The organism is Methylocella sp., from assembly GCF_041905455.1.
Taxonomy (GTDB): Bacteria; Pseudomonadota; Alphaproteobacteria; order Rhizobiales; family Beijerinckiaceae; genus Methylocapsa.
Genome location: NZ_JAYRLA010000003.1, coordinates 139,248 through 155,111 on the forward strand (window position 1 = coordinate 139,248; position 15,864 = coordinate 155,111).

The 15,864-nt window shown below is 70.7% G+C and carries 17 protein-coding genes and 1 pseudogene; 14 read left to right on the top strand and 4 right to left on the bottom strand.

Annotation, left to right across the window (positions count from 1 at the left end; genetic code table 11):
* Window positions 1-13 precede the first annotated feature (13 nt).
* Complete coding sequence (locus tag ACE3OG_RS04065) at window positions 14-1,090, top strand: COX15/CtaA family protein (protein ID WP_374306221.1); 1,077 nt, start codon at window positions 14-16, stop codon at window positions 1,088-1,090.
* 5 nt (window positions 1,091-1,095) lie between these two features.
* Here the strand turns inward: ACE3OG_RS04065 and ACE3OG_RS04070 are convergent, their stop codons facing one another.
* The gene (locus tag ACE3OG_RS04070; protein WP_374306223.1) at window positions 1,096-1,548 is read right to left on the bottom strand and encodes a CoA-binding protein; all 453 of its coding nucleotides are present in this window, start codon (window positions 1,546-1,548) and stop codon (window positions 1,096-1,098) included.
* A gap of 80 nt (window positions 1,549-1,628) precedes the next feature.
* Here ACE3OG_RS04070 and ACE3OG_RS04075 point away from each other — a divergent pair.
* The 4 genes and pseudogenes from ACE3OG_RS04075 to argC all read left to right on the top strand — a co-directional run bounded on the left by ACE3OG_RS04075 (window position 1,629) and on the right by argC (window position 4,280).
* Window positions 1,629-2,044 (top strand): annotated as a pseudogene (locus ACE3OG_RS04075) (cupin domain-containing protein).
* Between the two features lie 163 nt (window positions 2,045-2,207).
* Window positions 2,208-2,678, top strand: coding sequence for a 50S ribosomal protein L13 (gene rplM, locus ACE3OG_RS04080; protein ID WP_374306225.1), 471 nt, complete (start codon window positions 2,208-2,210; stop codon window positions 2,676-2,678).
* Between the two features lie 2 nt (window positions 2,679-2,680).
* On the top strand, window positions 2,681-3,160 hold the full coding sequence (gene rpsI, locus ACE3OG_RS04085; RefSeq protein WP_374306227.1) for a 30S ribosomal protein S9: 480 nt from the start codon (window positions 2,681-2,683) through the stop codon (window positions 3,158-3,160).
* Window positions 3,161-3,365: 205 nt separating this feature from the next.
* Window positions 3,366-4,280 (top strand): N-acetyl-gamma-glutamyl-phosphate reductase, encoded by a 915-nt coding sequence (argC, locus tag ACE3OG_RS04090; protein ID WP_374306228.1) that lies wholly within the window; start codon window positions 3,366-3,368, stop codon window positions 4,278-4,280.
* Here the strand turns inward: argC and ACE3OG_RS04095 are convergent.
* Window positions 4,277-5,338, bottom strand: a complete 1,062-nt coding sequence (locus ACE3OG_RS04095) for an NAD(P)H-dependent flavin oxidoreductase (RefSeq protein ID WP_374306229.1) — start codon at window positions 5,336-5,338, stop codon at window positions 4,277-4,279. The genes argC and ACE3OG_RS04095 overlap by 4 nt on opposite strands.
* A gap of 153 nt (window positions 5,339-5,491) precedes the next feature.
* Here ACE3OG_RS04095 and ACE3OG_RS04100 point away from each other — a divergent pair, with 153 nt between their 5' ends.
* Window positions 5,492-5,980 (top strand): CDP-archaeol synthase, encoded by a 489-nt coding sequence (locus tag ACE3OG_RS04100; RefSeq protein WP_374306230.1) that lies wholly within the window; start codon window positions 5,492-5,494, stop codon window positions 5,978-5,980.
* Between the two features lies 1 nt (window position 5,981).
* Here ACE3OG_RS04100 and ACE3OG_RS04105 read toward each other — a convergent pair whose 3' ends face one another.
* Window positions 5,982-6,911 carry a metallophosphoesterase gene (locus ACE3OG_RS04105; RefSeq protein ID WP_374306316.1) on the bottom strand — a complete coding sequence of 310 codons (930 nt, stop codon included), beginning with the start codon at window positions 6,909-6,911 and terminating at the stop codon, window positions 5,982-5,984.
* 192 nt (window positions 6,912-7,103) lie between these two features.
* Between ACE3OG_RS04105 and trxA the strand changes: the two genes are divergently transcribed.
* The 7 genes from trxA to pgi all read left to right on the top strand — a co-directional run bounded on the left by trxA (window position 7,104) and on the right by pgi (window position 14,034).
* The gene (gene trxA / locus ACE3OG_RS04110; protein WP_374306232.1) at window positions 7,104-8,015 is read left to right on the top strand and encodes a thioredoxin; all 912 of its coding nucleotides are present in this window, start codon (window positions 7,104-7,106) and stop codon (window positions 8,013-8,015) included.
* 37 nt (window positions 8,016-8,052) lie between these two features.
* Window positions 8,053-8,709 (top strand): LON peptidase substrate-binding domain-containing protein, encoded by a 657-nt coding sequence (locus tag ACE3OG_RS04115; protein WP_374306234.1) that lies wholly within the window; start codon window positions 8,053-8,055, stop codon window positions 8,707-8,709.
* Window positions 8,710-8,732: 23 nt separating this feature from the next.
* A complete protein-coding gene (locus ACE3OG_RS04120) occupies window positions 8,733-8,960 on the top strand; it encodes a Trm112 family protein (protein ID WP_374306235.1) in 228 nt (75 codons plus the stop codon).
* Window positions 8,953-9,876, top strand: coding sequence for an acyl-CoA thioesterase (locus ACE3OG_RS04125; RefSeq protein ID WP_374306236.1), 924 nt, complete (start codon window positions 8,953-8,955; stop codon window positions 9,874-9,876). The genes ACE3OG_RS04120 and ACE3OG_RS04125 overlap by 8 nt, the downstream gene beginning before the upstream one ends.
* A 425-nt stretch (window positions 9,877-10,301) precedes the next feature.
* Window positions 10,302-10,640, top strand: coding sequence for a P-II family nitrogen regulator (locus tag ACE3OG_RS04130; protein WP_374306237.1), 339 nt, complete (start codon window positions 10,302-10,304; stop codon window positions 10,638-10,640).
* 35 nt (window positions 10,641-10,675) lie between these two features.
* The gene (locus tag ACE3OG_RS04135) at window positions 10,676-12,196 is read left to right on the top strand and encodes an ammonium transporter (protein WP_374306238.1); all 1,521 of its coding nucleotides are present in this window, start codon (window positions 10,676-10,678) and stop codon (window positions 12,194-12,196) included.
* Between the two features lie 197 nt (window positions 12,197-12,393).
* Entirely contained in the window at window positions 12,394-14,034 is a 1,641-nt protein-coding gene (gene pgi / locus ACE3OG_RS04140) for a glucose-6-phosphate isomerase (RefSeq protein WP_374306239.1), read from the top strand.
* A 12-nt stretch (window positions 14,035-14,046) separates the two neighbouring features.
* On the opposite strand, the gene ACE3OG_RS04145 is transcribed toward pgi, so the two are convergent.
* Entirely contained in the window at window positions 14,047-14,832 is a 786-nt protein-coding gene (locus ACE3OG_RS04145) for an AprI/Inh family metalloprotease inhibitor (RefSeq protein ID WP_374306240.1), read from the bottom strand.
* A 203-nt stretch (window positions 14,833-15,035) separates the two neighbouring features.
* Between ACE3OG_RS04145 and ACE3OG_RS04150 the strand changes: the two genes are divergently transcribed.
* On the top strand, window positions 15,036-15,863 hold the full coding sequence (locus ACE3OG_RS04150) for a DUF3108 domain-containing protein (protein ID WP_374306241.1): 828 nt from the start codon (window positions 15,036-15,038) through the stop codon (window positions 15,861-15,863).
* Window position 15,864: the final 1 nt, after the last annotated feature.

Below are 15,864 nucleotides of genomic sequence, written 5' to 3' on the forward strand. Positions count from 1 at the left end.
TGGTTTTCCATTCATGACCTGGACGTTCGATCCGCCGGCGCCGGGCGTCTTCGCGCCGCCGCGCCGCGATACGGGCTGCGCCGTCGCGGCCTGGCTGTGGAGCCTCGCCGGGCTCATCCTGCTGATGGTCCTGCTCGGCGGCGCGACGCGCCTCACCGAATCGGGCCTCTCGATCACGCAATGGAAACCGTTGACCGGCGTCGTCCCGCCGCTCTCCCCGGAGCAATGGGCGGCCGAGTTCGAGAACTACAGGAGGATCCCGCAATATGCGCAGGTCTTCCCGGACATGGACCTTTCCGGCTTCAAGGTCATCTTCTTCTTCGAATGGGCGCACCGGCTGCTCGGGCGCCTCATCGGCCTCTACGCCGCCCTGCCGATGCTCTTCTTCTGGGCGAACGGGCGCCTGCCCGGCCGCCTGAAGCCGCAGCTGCTCGGCCTCATCGCGCTCGGCGCGCTGCAGGGCTTCGTCGGCTGGTGGATGGTGAAGTCCGGCCTCGTGGAGCGCACCGAGGTGGCGCAGGAGCGCCTCGCCATCCATCTGACGCTGGCGAGCCTCACCTTCGCCTGGACCGTGTGGATGGCGGCCGGCGAGACGTTTCGCCGCTCCGGCGAAGGGGAGCCGGCGCCCGGCGCGAGAATTTTCGCCTTCGTCCTGCTGGCGCTCGTGTTCGTCCAGATCTTCTTCGGCGGCCTCGTCGCGGGCCTTCGCGCCGGACGCGTCTATATGACCTGGCCGCTGATCGAGGGACGATTCGTTCCGCCGCTCGACGAGCTCGCGGCGATGTCGCCGCCCTGGCGCAACGTCCTCGACAATATGCTTACGGTGCAGGTCGAGCACCGCTTCACGGCCTATCTGCTGCTGGCGCTGGGGCTGGCGCAGGCGGTCTGGCTCGCCATCGAGGAGGGGGCGGCCCCGGCCACGCGGCGCGCGCTCGCCTTTCTCGCGCTCGTCGCGGTTCAGGCGGGGCTCGGGATCACGACGCTGCTGCTCGCCGTGCCGCCATGGGCCGGCCTCGCCCATCAGGGCTTCGCGATGATCGTGCTGGCGGCGGCGACGCTCAACGCGCAGGCCCTCGCGCGAGAGGGCTGAAACCTTCAGCCGGACGGTCCGAGCCGCGCCCACTCCATCTTCGGGCAGCGGTCCATCACCACCTCGATTCCCTGCGCCCGCGCCAGCGCCGCGGCCGGCTCGTTGACGACGCCGAGCTGCATCCAGATCACCTTCGGCCGCCAGGGCAGGGCGAGAACCTCGTTCACCACCTGCCCGGCCGCGGCGGAGTTGCGGAACACGTCGACCATGTCGACCGGCTCGGCGAGGTCGGCGAGCCGTCCGACGACCGGCGCGCCGAGGATCGCGCGCCCGGCGAGGCCGGGATTGACCCCCGTCACAAGAAAGCCGCGCGAGAGCAGGAAGGCCGCGACCTCATAGGAATCGCGCGCCGGATTGTCGGAAAGGCCGACGAGGGCGATAGTCTTCGTCTTGCGCAGGATAGAGCGGATCGCCTCGTCCATCCCCTCGTTCACGATCCCGTTCGCCTGTCCCGCCATCGCCGCCCGCCTCCTTGAAGCTTATGCTGAAGTGAACGCGCGGGCGGCCGCGCCGGTTGCGCGCGCCCGGGAGGACCGCCATGACCACGCAGAAAGCGCGTCCCGCCTTCGCCCGCTTCGATCCGCTCGCCATCTCGCGCGAGTTCCCGCCGACCGCGAAGACGCTGCCGCTCGACACATATCTGACCGACGAGCCAGGGTCGAGCGCGCGCGTTATCGCGGCGCGCCGGCGCATTATCATGAAGGCTCCGACGAATATCTCTACGTGCTGTCCGGGCGCGGCGCGTTCTGGATGAACGATCCCTCGGACCTGCGCGAATTCCGCCCCGGCGACCTTTTGTTCTTCCGCCGGCGCATCGTCCACGCCCTGCCGGACATGCTCGAGGAGCCGATCGCCTTCCTTTCCGTCGACGCGCCGCGGCGCGACCCGAAGGACATCGTCTTCGTCGATCCGAAGGACGGCGCGCCGGAGAGCTTCATCGGCGCGGCGTATTGAGGTAGAAAGATACCTCAAGGGCTAAAGTTCGGCGACGCAAGGCTTTTTCGGGCTCGCCGCGCTTGACGCGGGACGGAGCGCGGGCTATGAGCCGCGCTCGCGCCGTCGCACCGCTCCTCGTCGGGCCGTTCGCCGGCGGACACACCAGGAAACGATCATCGCAATGTTCGGCAAGACCTACTCCGCGAAGCCCGCGGACATCGAAAAGAAATGGGTTCTGATCGACGCCTCGGGCCTCGTCGTCGGCCGGCTCGCCTCGCTCATCGCCCTGCGCCTGCGCGGCAAGCACAAGGCGACCTTCACGCCCCATATGGACGACGGCGACAACATCGTCGTCATCAACGCCGAGAAGGTGGTCTTCACCGGCCGCAAGCGCGACCAGAAGGTCTATCACCACCACACCGGCTATCCGGGCGGCATCAAGGAGCGCTCGGCGAAATTCATCCTCGAGGGGCGCTTCCCGGAGCGGATCATCGAGAAGGCCGTGGAGCGCATGGTTCCGCGCGGGCCGCTCGGGCGCAGGCAGATGGCCAACCTGCGCGTCTACAAGGGCGCCGAGCATCCGCATGAGGCGCAGCAGCCCGTGACGCTCGACGTCGCGAGCCTCAACAAGAAGAACGCGAGGACGATCTGACCATGGCCGAGACTCTCTCTTCGCTGCAGGACCTCAAGGCCGCGACGTCCGTCCCGACGCAGGACGCCCCGACTTATGTCCAGAAGCTCGACGCGCAGGGTCGCGCCTACGCCACCGGCAAGCGCAAGGACGCCGTCGCCCGCGTGTGGATCAAGCCCGGCCCGGGCAAGATCACCGTCAACGGCCGCGCCGTCGAGACCTATTTCGCCCGCCCCGTGCTGCGCATGATCCTCGCCCAGCCGCTCGGCGTCGCCGGCCGTGTCGACCAGTACGACCTGACCGTGACCGTCGCCGGCGGCGGCCTCTCCGGCCAGGCGGGCGCCGTGCGCCACGGCCTCGCCAAGGCGCTCGTCGCCTTCGAGCCGGAGCTGCGCTCCGTGCTCAAGAAGGAAGGCTTCCTCACCCGCGACTCGCGCGTCGTCGAGCGCAAGAAGTACGGCAAGAAGAAAGCCCGCCGCAGCTTCCAGTTCTCGAAGCGCTGACCGCGCCGGCCGGAACTCGGGATCAAGGCGGCTTCGGCCGCCTTTTTCTTTGCCGCCGGATCACGACGCTTTGGATGGAGACATCCAAAAGCATGCGGCGTGATCGGCTCCGGCGCTTCGCGTCGTCGCGCCGTCGCGGCGGCGTCGCAAATTCAGGCGCCGCGGCCCATATGCGCGGGCGCGGCCTTCATGGGGTTCAAGGGCGATGCAGGGAAAAGTGTTCATCGACGGTGAGGCCGGCACCACCGGCCTCGGCATCAAGGACCGGCTCGCGAAGGAGCCCGGCGTCGAGCTGAAGAGCCTGCCGCCGGAGCGGCGCAAGGACCCGCAGGCCAAGGCGCAGCTCCTGCGCGAGGTCGACGTCGCCATCCTCTGCCTGCCCGACGAGGCGGCGAAGGAGACCGCCGCCCTCGTCGACTCTCTCGGCGCGGACGGCCCGCGCCTGCTCGACGCCTCGACCGCGCATCGCGTCGCGCAGGGCTGGACCTATGGCTTTCCCGAGCTTTGCGCCGGGCAGGCGGAGGCGGTCGCGCGGGCGAAACGGGTCGCCAATCCCGGCTGCTATGCGACCGGCGCCGTCGCGCTGCTGCGCCCGCTCGTCGACGCCGGCCTGGTCGCGCCCGATTTCCCGATCGCGATCAACGCCGTCTCCGGCTATTCCGGCGGCGGCAAGACGATGATCGCCGATCATGAGGCGGACCGGGCGCCGGCCTTCGAGCTTTACGCCCTCGGCCTGTCGCACAAGCATCTGCCGGAGATCGAGGCCTACGCCAGGCTGGCCCGCCGGCCGATCTTCGTTCCCTCCGTCGGCAGTTTCGCGCAGGGGATGCTGGTGTCGATCCCGCTGTTCCTCGACGAGTTGCCCGCGCGGCCGAAGGCGGGCGACCTCGAGGCGGCGCTGCGGAGCCATTACGCCGGCGCCCGCTGCGTGCGCGTCCTTTCCGCGCCCGAATCGGGCCGGATCGAGCCGGAGGCGCTCAACGGGACGAACGACCTCGAGCTCTATGTCTTCGCCAACGAGGCGCGCGGGCAGGCGGCGCTCGTCGCCCGGCTCGACAATCTCGGCAAGGGCGCCTCGGGCGCGGCGATGCAGAATCTGGAGCTGATGCTCGGCGGCTAGAGCGCGTTCAGCGCCGCCTTCGTCTCTTCAATCAACAGCCCGGCGAGCTCGCCGGCCGGCAGGGCGCGCGCGAGCGGGGCGCCTTGGCCCGCCCATTGCGCGCCGAAGCCGGTCTCCCCCGCCGCTTTCGCCGCAGCGTTCAGCGCCTTGCCGGCGTCGTAGGTGAGCGGATAGGCCGGAACGTCCTCGGCGCCTGCGGCCTCGCCCCATCGCGTGAAACGGTTCTCGAGGCAGCGCGCGGGGCGCCCGGAGATGGCGCGGGTCATGCGCGTTTCGCCCGGCCCTGACAGCAGCGCCGCGCGATACGCCGCGTCGGCGGATGATTCCGGGCAGGCGACGAACGCCGTGCCGAGCTGGGCGCCCGCCGCGCCGAGCTTGAGCGCGGCGGCGATTCCCGCCCCGTCCATGATCCCGCCCGCCGCGACGACCGGAATTGAAAGGTTTTTGACCAGAATGCGGGTCAGCGGGAGAACGCCGAGGCCCGCGTCGGGCGCGTCCGCCGCGAAAGTCCCGCGATGGCCGCCCGCCTCGATCCCCTGCGCGATCACGGCGTCGAGCCCGGCGGCCTCGATTCTGCGCGCCTCCTCAAGGCTCGTCGCGCTGGCGGCGAGCGCGATCCCCGCCGCCTTCAGCGCGGCGATCTTTTCCGCCTGCGGCAGGCCGAAATGAAAGCTGACCAGCGCCGGCTTCTCCTCGATGAGGGCTTCGAGCATCGCGTCATCTTCGAGGAAGCTTTTGTAGATCTCGGACAGCCCTTGCGGCGGCTGCGCCGAAAACGCGTGGAACAGCGGCGCGAGGCGGGCGAGCCAGGCGGACTCTGCGGCCGGGTCGCGCGCGGCCGGCGCGTGGCAGAACAGGTTGACGGCGAAGGGGCGCGCGGTGAGCGCCCGCGTCCGTTCGATTGCGCCGCGCGCGGCCTGCGCGCCCGAGGCGCCGAGCCCCAGCGCGCCGAGGCAGCCGGCCTCGCTGACCGCCGCCGCCATGGCGGGCGTCGAGACGCCGGCCATCGGCGCCTGAAGGATCGGCCAGCCGACCGCAAGGTTGAGAAAGCCCGTCATCCGCTCCCTGCTTTTTCTTGGCTGCTTCTTGGCTGCGCCTTCCGCCGCGCCGCCGCTGGAACCGGCGCCGATCACGCAACGTTGAATCCATCGAGCGCGCCCGCGCAGGTCCAGGCTTCTAGACCCGTCCCGGCGCGCATGGGAAGCCCGCGCATGAACCTGGTCGCGATCGCGCAAGCCCTTATGCTGGTGTTCGTCGCCAACGGCGCGCCGGTGATCGCGACGCGCCTGCTCGGGACGCGGTTCGATTTCCCCATGGATTTTCACGCGCGCCTTTCCGACGGCGCCCGCGTCCTTGGCGAATCGAAGACTTTTCGCGGGCTCGCCGCGAGCCTCATGGCCGCCTGCCTCGCCGCGCCGGCGCTGGGGCTTTCCTGGCGGCTCGGGGCGCTCGCCGCGCTCGGCGCGATGGCCGGCGACGCGCTGTCGAGCTTTTTCAAGCGTCGCCTGAAAATGCCCGCCCATGGCATGGCGCCGGGCGTCGACCAGGGGCCGGAGAGCCTGCTGCCGTTGTTCCTCATTCGCGGCGCGCTCGGCCTCACGCTGGTCGAGACGGTCTTTTCGGCGTTCCTGTTCTGGATCGGCGCGGTCGCGCTCTCGCGCGTCCTGCACGCCCTCAAGCTGCGCGAGACGCCTTATTAATTCAGGAAGCGCGCCGCAGCCGGTGCAGGGTGATCTCGGGCGGGCAGTTGAGGCGCACCGGCAGGACGCTGGAGCCGCAGCCGACCGAGGTGTAGCCGCTCATGCCGCAATAGCTCCAGGCGCCGGCGCCGAAGCGGCGCGGCAGGTGCGAATCGAGCGTGATCGGCGCGCCGCCGGGCAGGCAGATCTGCCCGCCGTGCGTGTGGCCGGACAGCATCGCGTCAAAGCCCGCGTGCGCCGCCTGCGCGTAGATTTCCGGCGTATGCGACAACAGGATCGAGAAAGCCTCGGGCGGAACGCCCGCCGCCGCCTTCTCGAGATTGTCCATGCGGAAGAAATGCGCGTCGTCGACGCCGGCGAGAAAAATGCTCGCGCCCTCGCGCGAGATCGCGACCGATTCGTTGAGCAGCAGGCGCACGCCGAGGTCCTCGAGCGCCGGCGCCATGCGGATCGTGTCGTGGTTGCCGAGCACGCCGTAGATCGGCGCCCTCAACGCGCGCACGAGCGGCGTCATGACGGCGAGCGAGGCCTCGAAGCCGCCGCAGGTGCGCGCGCGATAGTCTCCGGTCATGACGCAGAGGTCGTAATCGAGCCCGCCGACGAGCGCGCGCGTCGCCGCCATCGCCGCCTCGCTCATGTCGGCGTGGAGGTCCGACAGATGTAAAAGGACATAGCCGTCGAAGGCGCGCGGCAGGCGCGCGCAGACGATGTCGTTGCGCCGCAGGGCGACCTTCGCGGCGTTGCGCCGCCCGCGCCCGTAAAGGCCGCAAAGGCGCAGGACGAGCCGCATCATGGCGTGGACGGAATACCAGTTCTCGAAATGGAAGAAGTTCAGCCCCTGGCCGAACGCCTGCGCCTCGTGCGCGTCCTCGATGCCGAGGCGCTGGCGGGCGTGCAGCGGGCCGAGGCGGCGCGCGAGGCGCTCGTTTATCTCGTCGGCGTCCGAGCGCGGAGCCGAAGAGGATTCGGGCGAGGGAGCGCTCGCTGCGGAGGGATTGGTCGGCAAGGAGGGGCGCCTTCAGCTGCGCCGGCGCGCGAGGGCTCGGCGTCAGGGTTGCGATGTGCGCGGCGAAGCTCCATTTTGGCGAACGGGCCGGGCGCAGGCCAAAGGAGAGCTTTCAAGATGGCGGAACTATACGGCCTCAGCGCGAAGGAAGCCAAGCCGGGCGCGGACGCCGGCTTCGTCAAGGACACGACGACGGCCGCCTTCGGCGCCGACGTCGTCGCCGAATCCGCGCGCCAGCCGGTCCTCGTCGATTTCTGGGCGCCGTGGTGCGGGCCGTGCAGACAATTGACGCCGGTGCTCGAGAAGATCGTCAGGGAGGCCGCCGGCAAGGTCAGGCTGGTCAAGATGAACATCGACGAGCATCCCGAGATCGCCGGGCGGCTCGGCGTGCGCTCGATCCCCGCGGTGATCGCCTTCCAGCGCGGACAGCCGGTCGACGGCTTCATGGGGGCGCTGCCCGAATCGGAGGCGCGCGGCTTCGTCGAGCGTCTCGTCGGCCCGCTCGGCGGCGAGGATCCGATCGCCGAGGCCGAAGCGCTCGTCGCCGAGGGCGACGCGGTCGGCGCGGCCGAGTTCTACGCCGCTCTGCTCGCCGAGGATCCCGGCGACCTCGACGCGCTCGCCGGCCTCGCGCGGCTCCATGTCGATTCGGGCGACCTCAAGGAGGCGCGCGCCCTGCTCGACGCGGCGTCTGCGACGGCTCCGGCGAACGCCAGATTCGCCGCGGCGCGCGCCGCGCTCGAGCTCGCCGAGCAGGCCGCGTCGGTCGGCGACGTCGACGCGCTGAAGCGCCGCTTCGAGGCGGACGCGAGCGACCATCAGGCGCGTTTCGACTATGCGCTCGGCCTCAACGCCGCCGGCCGGCGCGAGGAGGCGGCGCTGGCGCTTCTCGACATCATCCGGCGCGACCGTTCATGGAGCGACGACGGCGCGCGCAAGCAGCTCCTGCAGCTGTTCGAGGCCTGGGGGCCGACCGACCCGGCGACCATCCTCGCGCGCAAGAAGCTGTCCGCCGCCCTGTTCGCGTGACAGGGCGCCGAGGGGAGGGAGGCCGAAGAGACTGGTTATGAGCACCAACAAGACCTATGCGGGCCCCGGCGACATGCCGGCCTCCCTGCCGCTGTTTCCGCTGCTCAAGGCGCTTCTCCTGCCGCGCGGCGAGCTGCCGCTCAACATCTTCGAGCCGCGCTATCTCGCCATGGTCGACGACGCGATGAAGTCGGAGCGGCTGATCGGCATGATCCAGCCCGACCTCGAGCAGGGCGACGCGCTGTTTCCCGTCGGCTGCGCCGGACGCCTCACCCAGATCGCCGAGACCGGCGACGGGCGCTATCTCGTCACGCTGACCGGCGTCGCCCGCTTCCGCCTCGACTCCGAGCTCGCGGCGACGACGCCGTACCGCCGGGCGCTCGTTGACTTCTCGCCCTTCGCCGCCGATTTCGAGCCGCGCGCCGGCGAGGACGAGGTGGACCGCGGCGGGCTCCTGCGCGCGCTGCGCGCCTTCGCCCGGTCGAACGGCCTGCAGCTCGACTGGGACAGCATCGATTCGGCGCCCAACGAGGCGCTGGTCAACGCCCTCTCGATGATGAGCCCGTTCGGCGCGCGCGAGAAGCAGGCGCTGCTCGAAGCCCCCGACCTCAAGCGCCGCGCCGACGTGCTCGTCGCCATCACCGAGGTCGAGCTCGCGCGCGGCGGCGGCGCGGCCCCGACCTTTCTTCAGTAGACAAAGGCAGCAAGGAAGCCTGCATGACCGAGGCCAGCAAGACCGGAGCGGACGCGAGGCGGAGCGGCGGCGAAGCCGCCGGCGTCGACCCGCGCCTGCTCGAGATTCTCGTCTGCCCGCAGACCAAGACGACGCTCGAATACGACCGCGACCGCCAGGAGCTGATCTCGCGCGCCGCGCGCCTCGCCTATCCGATCCGCGACGGCGTGCCGGTGATGCTGCCCGAGGAAGCGCGTCCGCTCGATGACTGAGCGCGCCGACGGGCGCGGCGCCTCCGCGCAGGCGCCCGAGCCCGGCCTGCTCGACGCCGCGGCGACGCCGCTCGGGGCGTTGCTGCGGCTGTTCGACCTCGACCGGGTCGGGGCGGACAGCTTCCGCGGATTCGCGCCGCCCGCGGGCAGGCGCATCTACGGCGGCCTCGTGATCGCGCAGGCGCTCGTCGCCGCGCAGCGCTGCGTCGAAGGCCGCGAGCCGCACTCGCTGCACGCCTATTTCCTGCTGCCGGGCGATCCTTACGCGCCGATCCTTTACGACGTCGAGCGGCTGCGCGACGGCGGCAGCTTCTCGACCCGCCGCGTCGTGGCGAAGCAGCACGGGCGGGCGATCTTCACGCTCGCCGCCTCGTTCCAGATCGCCGAGGCGGGCCTCGAGCACATGGCGCCGCCGCCGGCCGTCCCCGCGCCCGAGACGCTGCCGAGCGAAGCCGAGCTGCTCGCCCGCCACGCCGAGCGCCTGTCCGAACCGGTGCGCCGCTTCCTGGCGAGCGAGCGGCCGATCGAGACCCGCCCCGTCGATCCCGAGGGCTATTTCCGGCGCGAGGGCGGCGCGAGCGGGCTGAACGTCTGGCTGCGCGCCTCCGGGCGGCTGCCGGACGACCCCGGCGTCCATCGCGCGATGCTCGCCTACATGTCCGACCTCACCCTGCTCGACACGGCGCTGATGCGTCACGGCCGCATCGTCATGGACCCTGGGCTGCAGGTGGCGAGCCTCGACCACGCGCTATGGCTGCATCGGCCCTTCCGCGCCGACGAATGGCTGCTCTACGCGCAGGAGAGCCCCAACGCCGGCGGCGGCCGGGGGCTCGCGCGCGGCGGCTTCTACGCGCGCGACGGCCGGCTCGTGGCCTCGAGCGTGCAGGAAGGGCTGATGCGGCCGCTGAAGCCGTAGCGCGGACGTCGAGCCTCTGACGGCCGCCGTCGTCATTCCGACGACGGATTCGCCGCTTTTGACCCGCTTGGATGGCCGATCCTCGATGCGGACGGCCCGAAATCGCGGATTCGCGCGCCGATTTCGGCTTCCGGCGGGCCGCTGCGCATAAAGGTTCGGCTCAAGTTCTGGCCCTGCTCGCCTAAAAATTAGGCACGCGACTCGGATTCTGCGCGCTGCGGGCCGTCCGGCGCCGCCGCGCCGCGGACCGGCCGAAATGGCGCAGCGCATTTTCCCACGTGCAAGGACGGCGTCGGCCGCAGAAAGGCCCGCAGTTTGCTAGGCGGGCTTCGGCGAGGACGCGCTTCAGGCTTGTTCGACGGGGTCGGCGGCGGGCGAAACCCGCTCAAGCCGGCCTTCGGAGAGACCCAAATGGGAAAAACCACATGAAAATCGTTGTTGCGATCATAAAGCCGTTCAAGCTGGACGAGGTCCGCGACGCGCTGACCAGCGTCGGCGTGCACGGCATGACGGTGACCGAGGTCAAGGGATACGGACGTCAGAAGGGCCACACCGAGATCTATCGCGGCGCCGAATATGCGGTGAGCTTCCTGCCGAAGCTGAAGATCGAAGTGGCCGTGCCGTCCGATTTCGTCGGACCGACCGTCGAGGCGATCGGCTCGGCCGCGCGCACCGGCCAGATCGGCGACGGCAAGATTTTCGTTTCGAGCCTCGACCAGGCGATCCGCATCCGCACCGGCGAGCGCGACCTCGACGCTCTTTGAGCCTTCGACACCTGTAAGCTTCTGAGGAGAACAGAATGAAGTTCGCGTTTCCTCCGCCGTTGCGGGCGGTCGGGCTGGGCCTGCTGCTCGCGGCCGCGGCCGCCGGCGCCGCCCTCGCGCAGGACGCAGCGGCGGCCGCGGCCGCGCCGGTCCCGAACAAGGGCGACACCGCCTGGATGCTGGTTTCAACGGCGCTCGTGCTGATGATGTCGGTCCCCGGCCTCGCGCTGTTCTATGGCGGCCTCGTGCGCACCAGGAACATGGCCTCGGTGCTGTCGCAGGTGTTCGCGATCGTCGCGCTCGTCTCCATCATCTGGGTCGTCTACGGTTATTCGCTCGCCTTCACCGAAGGCTCGCACGCCGCCGTGCCCCTGTTCGGCGTCGACCTCAACGCCTTCGTCGGAGGCTTCAGCCGAGCCTTCCTCGCCGGCATGGACGCCAACTCCACCGCCGGCACCTTCTCGAACGGCGTGGTGATCCCGGAATTCGCCTACATGGCGTTCCAGATGACCTTCGCCTGCATCACGCCGGCGCTGATCATCGGCTCCTTCGCCGAGCGCATCAAATTCTCCTCGCTGCTCGTCTTCGTCGCGCTGTGGGTGACGCTGATCTACTTCCCGATCGCCCATTCGGTCTGGTACTGGGCGGGTCCCGACGCCGTCGCCGACGCCGCCAGGGCGCTCGCCGCCGCGACGACCGACGCCGCCAAGGCCGAGGCGCAGGCGCATCTCGACGCGGTCAACGCCAACGCGGGCTATCTCTTCCAGGTCGGCGCGCTCGACTTCGCGGGCGGCACGGTCGTCCACATCAACGCCGGCATCGCGGGCTTCGTCGGCTGCCTCGTCATAGGCAAGCGCATCGGCTTCCCGCGCGAGGTCGGTCCGCCCCATTCGATCACCATGTCGATGATCGGCGCCTCCCTGCTGTGGGTCGGCTGGTTCGGCTTCAACGCCGGCTCGAACCTCGAGTCGAACGGCGCGACGGCGCTCGCCTTCGTCAACACCTTCGTGGCGACCTCCGCGGCGACCCTCTCCTGGGCCTTCGTCGAATGGGCGCTGCGCGGCAAGCCCTCGCTGCTCGGCATGATCTCCGGCGCGGTCGCCGGCCTCGTCGCCATCACCCCGGCCTCGGGCTTCGCCGGCCCGATGGGCTCGGTCGTCCTCGGCCTCGTCGCCGGCGGCGTCTGCTTCTTCTTCGTCGACTATGTGAAGAGGTGGGGCGGCTATGACGACTCGCTCGACGTGTTCGGCGTGCACTGCGTCGGCGGAATCGTCGGCGCCGTCGCCACGGGCTTCCTCGTCGCGCCGGCGCTCGGCGGCGTCGGCCTCGTCGACTACGCGACCAATCCGGGCACGGCCGCGCCCGCGACCTACGTCATGGCCGACCAGGTCCTGAAGCAGGTCAAGGCGGTGCTGTTCACGCTGATCTATTCCGGCGTCGGCTCCTTTATTCTCTACAAGATCGTCGACCTCGTCTTCGGCCTGCGCGTGAGCAAGGAAGCCGAAATGGAGGGCCTCGACATCACCTCGCACGGCGAGCGCGCCTACAACATGTGAGCGATCGCGCCCCTCGCCTTCTCCCGCCGCCGGACCTTCGGGCCCGGCGGCTTTTTTTCGCCGTCTCAAACACGTTCCGCCGCGTCGCGCGGGCCTCGATTTCGCGCCTTCGCCGTCGCTTTGCGTCTTCGTCGTCGCTTTGCGTCTTCGTCGTCTTGGAGTAGAGGAACGGCGGCTCCCTCCTCTCAAGGCCCGCCATGGACGCCAGCACAGTCGCCGACGCCCTTTCCGCGCTTCGCGCGCACGCGGGACGCTCCGACGCTCCCCGCGTCGCCGACCTGTTCAAGGCGGACCCCGGCCGCTTCGCGCGCTTCAGCGTCGCCTTCGACGACCTTCTCTTCGACTTCTCGCGGCATCGCGTCGACGCGACGACGCTGCGCCTGCTCGTCGCGCTCGCCCGCGCCGCCGATCTCGAGGGGCGCCGCGCGGAGCTTTTCTCCGGCGCCGCCGTGAACGGCACGGAGAGGCGCGCGGCCCTGCACATGGCCCTGCGCAACCTCTCCGGCGCGCCGATGCGCGCGCAGGGCGAGGATGTCGACGCGATCGTCGCGGCCGAGCGGGCGCGCCTGCTCGACTTCGCGCAGGGCGTGCGCGAGGGCGCGATCCGGGCGGCGAGCGGCGCGCGCTTCACCGACGTCGTCAATTTCGGCATCGGCGGCTCGGACCTCGGCCCGGCGATGGCCGCGCGCGCGCTCTCGCCTTTCGTCGCCGACGGGCTCAAGCTGCATTTCGTCGCCAACGTCGACGGCGCCGACATCGCCGACGCGCTGAAGGGGGTCGCGCTCGAGACCACGCTGTTCGTCGTCTGCTCCAAAACTTTCACGACGCTCGAGACGATGACCAACGCGGCGTCCGCGCGCGCGCGCCTTGTCGCCGCGCTCGGCGAGGCGGCGGTCGCCGACCATTTCTGCGCCGTCTCGACGCAGCTCGACCGCGTCGCCGCCTTCGGCGTGCGTCCCGACCGCGTGTTCGGCTTCTGGGACTGGGTCGGCGGGCGCTATTCGATCTGGTCGGCGATCGGCCTCTCGCTCGCCATCGGGATCGGCCGCGACAATTTCAAGGATTTTTTACGCGGCGGGGAGGACGTCGACCGGCACTTTCAGGAGGCGCCGCTCGAACGCAACATTCCGGCGCTGATGGGGCTTATCGGCGTGCTCTGCCGCAATGCGCTCGGCTTTCCGACCCATGCGGTGATCCCCTACGACCAGCGGCTCGTCCGCTTTCCCGCCTATCTGCAGCAGCTCGACATGGAGTCGAACGGCAAGTCGGTCGGGCGCGACGGGCGGCGCGTTCGGCTCGACACCGCGCCGGTCGTCTGGGGCGAGCCCGGCACCAACGGCCAGCACGCCTTCTTCCAGCTGCTGCATCAGGGCACGCAGATCGTCCCCGTCGACTTCCTCGTCGCCGCCCGGCCGATCGCGGCCGATGAGCGTCATCACGAGCTTTTGTTCGCCAACTGCCTCGCGCAGGCGCAGGCGCTGACGCAGGGGCGCGGGATCGAGGAGGTCGCGCGCCAGCTCGAGGCGCAGGGGATGGCGCCGCAGGAGGCGGCCATGCTCGCCCCGCACAAAGTGTTCGAGGGCGACCGGCCGTCGAGCACGCTGCTCTACGGCTCCCTGACGCCGCGCACGCTCGGCCGGCTGATCGCGCTCTACGAGCACAAGGTGTTCACGCAAGGGGTGATCTGGAACGTCAACACCTTCGACCAGTGGGGCGTCGAGCTCGGCAAGGAGCTCGCCGTCAAGCTCGCCCCGCTTGTCGCCGACGCCGACGCGCCGCTCGACGGGCTCGATTCGTCGACGGCGGGGCTGATCGCGGCGGCGCGGGCGCGGCGCTAGCCGCCGGCGCCGTCACAACCGCTTCAGCCCCAGCGTCTTGCCGAGCGCGGCGTCCTTCATCCATGTGCCGTCCGGCTGCTGGTCGAGCGTCGTGGTGTGGCCCTTGCGGGCGGTCAGCACCAGACGCGAGGAGGCGAGGCGCCAGCCGACGGGATCGAAGGTGACGATGCCCTGGTCGCGGCAGGCCGGGGCGAGATAGGCGCGCCCGCCCGGATCGAGCGTCACCATGCAGCCGGTGTCGCGCCCGCCGTCGCGCAGCACGGCGTAGCGCCCGGTGACGTCGGCCGGACGGCCGGGCGCGGCCTGCGGGGCCGGATGGGCGCCCCCCGCCTGCGGCGCGGCGGCGACTGCCGGCGCGGCTGACGCGGTGAGCGAACCGAGCGGCAGCGGGCCGACGAAGGTCAGGCGATAGATTTCGCCGCTCGGCGTGGCGGCGGTCAGCGTCCCGTCCGGCTCGCGCGCGAAATCGAGCAGGCTCGCGCCGCGCACGTCGGTGATCGCGATATGGTCGGGCGCCGAGATGTTCCACGCCGCGGCGTTGACGAGGCTCGCGATCGCGCGCCGGCAGCCGTGCGGCAGTCCGATATAGAAGCCGTTCAGCTGGCGCTCCGGCCGCAACGCCAGCCGGCACTCGCGTGAGCCGCCCTCGAGCGTCATGTCCCATTGGCCGATCGCGGCCTCCGGCTTGTCGAGCGGCTTATCGAGTCCCGCCGCGCCGGCGGCGCCCGGCGCGGCGAGCGCTGCGGCGAGAACGAGGAAACGTGCGGAGGCGAGGCTTGATGGGCGAAGGCGTCGCATGGCGTTGCGTCTTCCGGCGCGAATCTGCGGCGACGAGCTTACAGGCGAAGCCGCGCCGGCGCCAATCGCCGCCGGCTTATTTCGCGCGGCTTGATCGTTTCGCCAAAATTCGCCGATATTCGCGCCGATGCTGCGGCCGCTTCCGCCGCGCGGCGCGGGCGGCCCACGGCCGCCGGCCCACAGGGTCGTTTCAGGAGAACAGCTTGACGCGCCGCACAGGGTTTCTCGCGCCGGCGCTCGCGCTCGCGCTGATCGCCGCGCCGCCCGCGTCCGGCCGCGCGGCGGCGGACGTCGTGCGCGCCCGCTACGCGGTGAGCCTCGTCGGCATCCGCATCGGCGACGCCGCGGCGGTCGGCGCGCTCGGCCCCGACAAGTACCGGATCGACTTCACGGCGCGGCTCACCGGCGTCGCGGCGATGGTCGCCGACGTCAAGATGGCGCTGAGCTCGACGGGGACGATGCAGCCCGGCGTCGTCTCGCCGGCGACCTACGCGACGACCTCGGCCAACGCCCAGGAGACGCGCACCGTGCGCATGGCGATGCAGGGCGGCGTGGTCAGGGCGGTCAGCATCGTTCCGCCCTGGACCGACCTCGAGGGCCGCGCGCCGGTGACGGAGGCGCACAAGCGCGGCGTGCTCGACCCGACGAGCGCCTTCATCATGCCGGTCCCGCCCGGGCAGCCGCTCGTCGGGCCGGCCGCCTGCAACCGCCGCATCCCGGTGTTCGACGGCTTCGTGCGCTTCGACCTGACGCTCTCCTACGCCGGGACGCGCGAGGCCGCGCTGCCCGGCTATTCCGGCCCGGTCTCGGTCTGCGCGGTGCGCTACGCGCCGATCGCCGGCCACAAGCTGCAGTCGCGTTCGGCCAGATTCATGGCCCAGAACCGCGACATCGAGGTCTGGCTCGCGCCCGTGGAGCGCGCCCATGTCGTCGTGCCGGTGCGCGTCGCGCTGGCGACGCTCGCCGGCGCCGCGGTGATCGAGGCGGTCGAGTTCCAGATCGATCCCGGCGTTTCCGCCGGGGCGCGCTGAC

Coding starts and splice junctions, on each gene's coding strand:
- ACE3OG_RS04065 (WP_374306221.1), top strand. CDS start 14: ATGACCTGGACGTTCGATCCGCCGGCGCCGGGCGTCTTCGCGCCGCCG.
- ACE3OG_RS04070 (WP_374306223.1), bottom strand. CDS start 1,548: ATGGCGGGACAGGCGAACGGGATCGTGAACGAGGGGATGGACGAGGCG.
- rplM (WP_374306225.1), top strand. CDS start 2,208: ATGTTCGGCAAGACCTACTCCGCGAAGCCCGCGGACATCGAAAAGAAA.
- rpsI (WP_374306227.1), top strand. CDS start 2,681: ATGGCCGAGACTCTCTCTTCGCTGCAGGACCTCAAGGCCGCGACGTCC.
- argC (WP_374306228.1), top strand. CDS start 3,366: ATGCAGGGAAAAGTGTTCATCGACGGTGAGGCCGGCACCACCGGCCTC.
- ACE3OG_RS04095 (WP_374306229.1), bottom strand. CDS start 5,338: ATGACGGGCTTTCTCAACCTTGCGGTCGGCTGGCCGATCCTTCAGGCG.
- ACE3OG_RS04100 (WP_374306230.1), top strand. CDS start 5,492: ATGAACCTGGTCGCGATCGCGCAAGCCCTTATGCTGGTGTTCGTCGCC.
- trxA (WP_374306232.1), top strand. CDS start 7,104: ATGGCGGAACTATACGGCCTCAGCGCGAAGGAAGCCAAGCCGGGCGCG.
- ACE3OG_RS04115 (WP_374306234.1), top strand. CDS start 8,053: ATGAGCACCAACAAGACCTATGCGGGCCCCGGCGACATGCCGGCCTCC.
- ACE3OG_RS04120 (WP_374306235.1), top strand. CDS start 8,733: ATGACCGAGGCCAGCAAGACCGGAGCGGACGCGAGGCGGAGCGGCGGC.
- ACE3OG_RS04125 (WP_374306236.1), top strand. CDS start 8,953: ATGACTGAGCGCGCCGACGGGCGCGGCGCCTCCGCGCAGGCGCCCGAG.
- ACE3OG_RS04130 (WP_374306237.1), top strand. CDS start 10,302: ATGAAAATCGTTGTTGCGATCATAAAGCCGTTCAAGCTGGACGAGGTC.
- ACE3OG_RS04135 (WP_374306238.1), top strand. CDS start 10,676: ATGAAGTTCGCGTTTCCTCCGCCGTTGCGGGCGGTCGGGCTGGGCCTG.
- pgi (WP_374306239.1), top strand. CDS start 12,394: ATGGACGCCAGCACAGTCGCCGACGCCCTTTCCGCGCTTCGCGCGCAC.
- ACE3OG_RS04145 (WP_374306240.1), bottom strand. CDS start 14,832: ATGCGACGCCTTCGCCCATCAAGCCTCGCCTCCGCACGTTTCCTCGTT.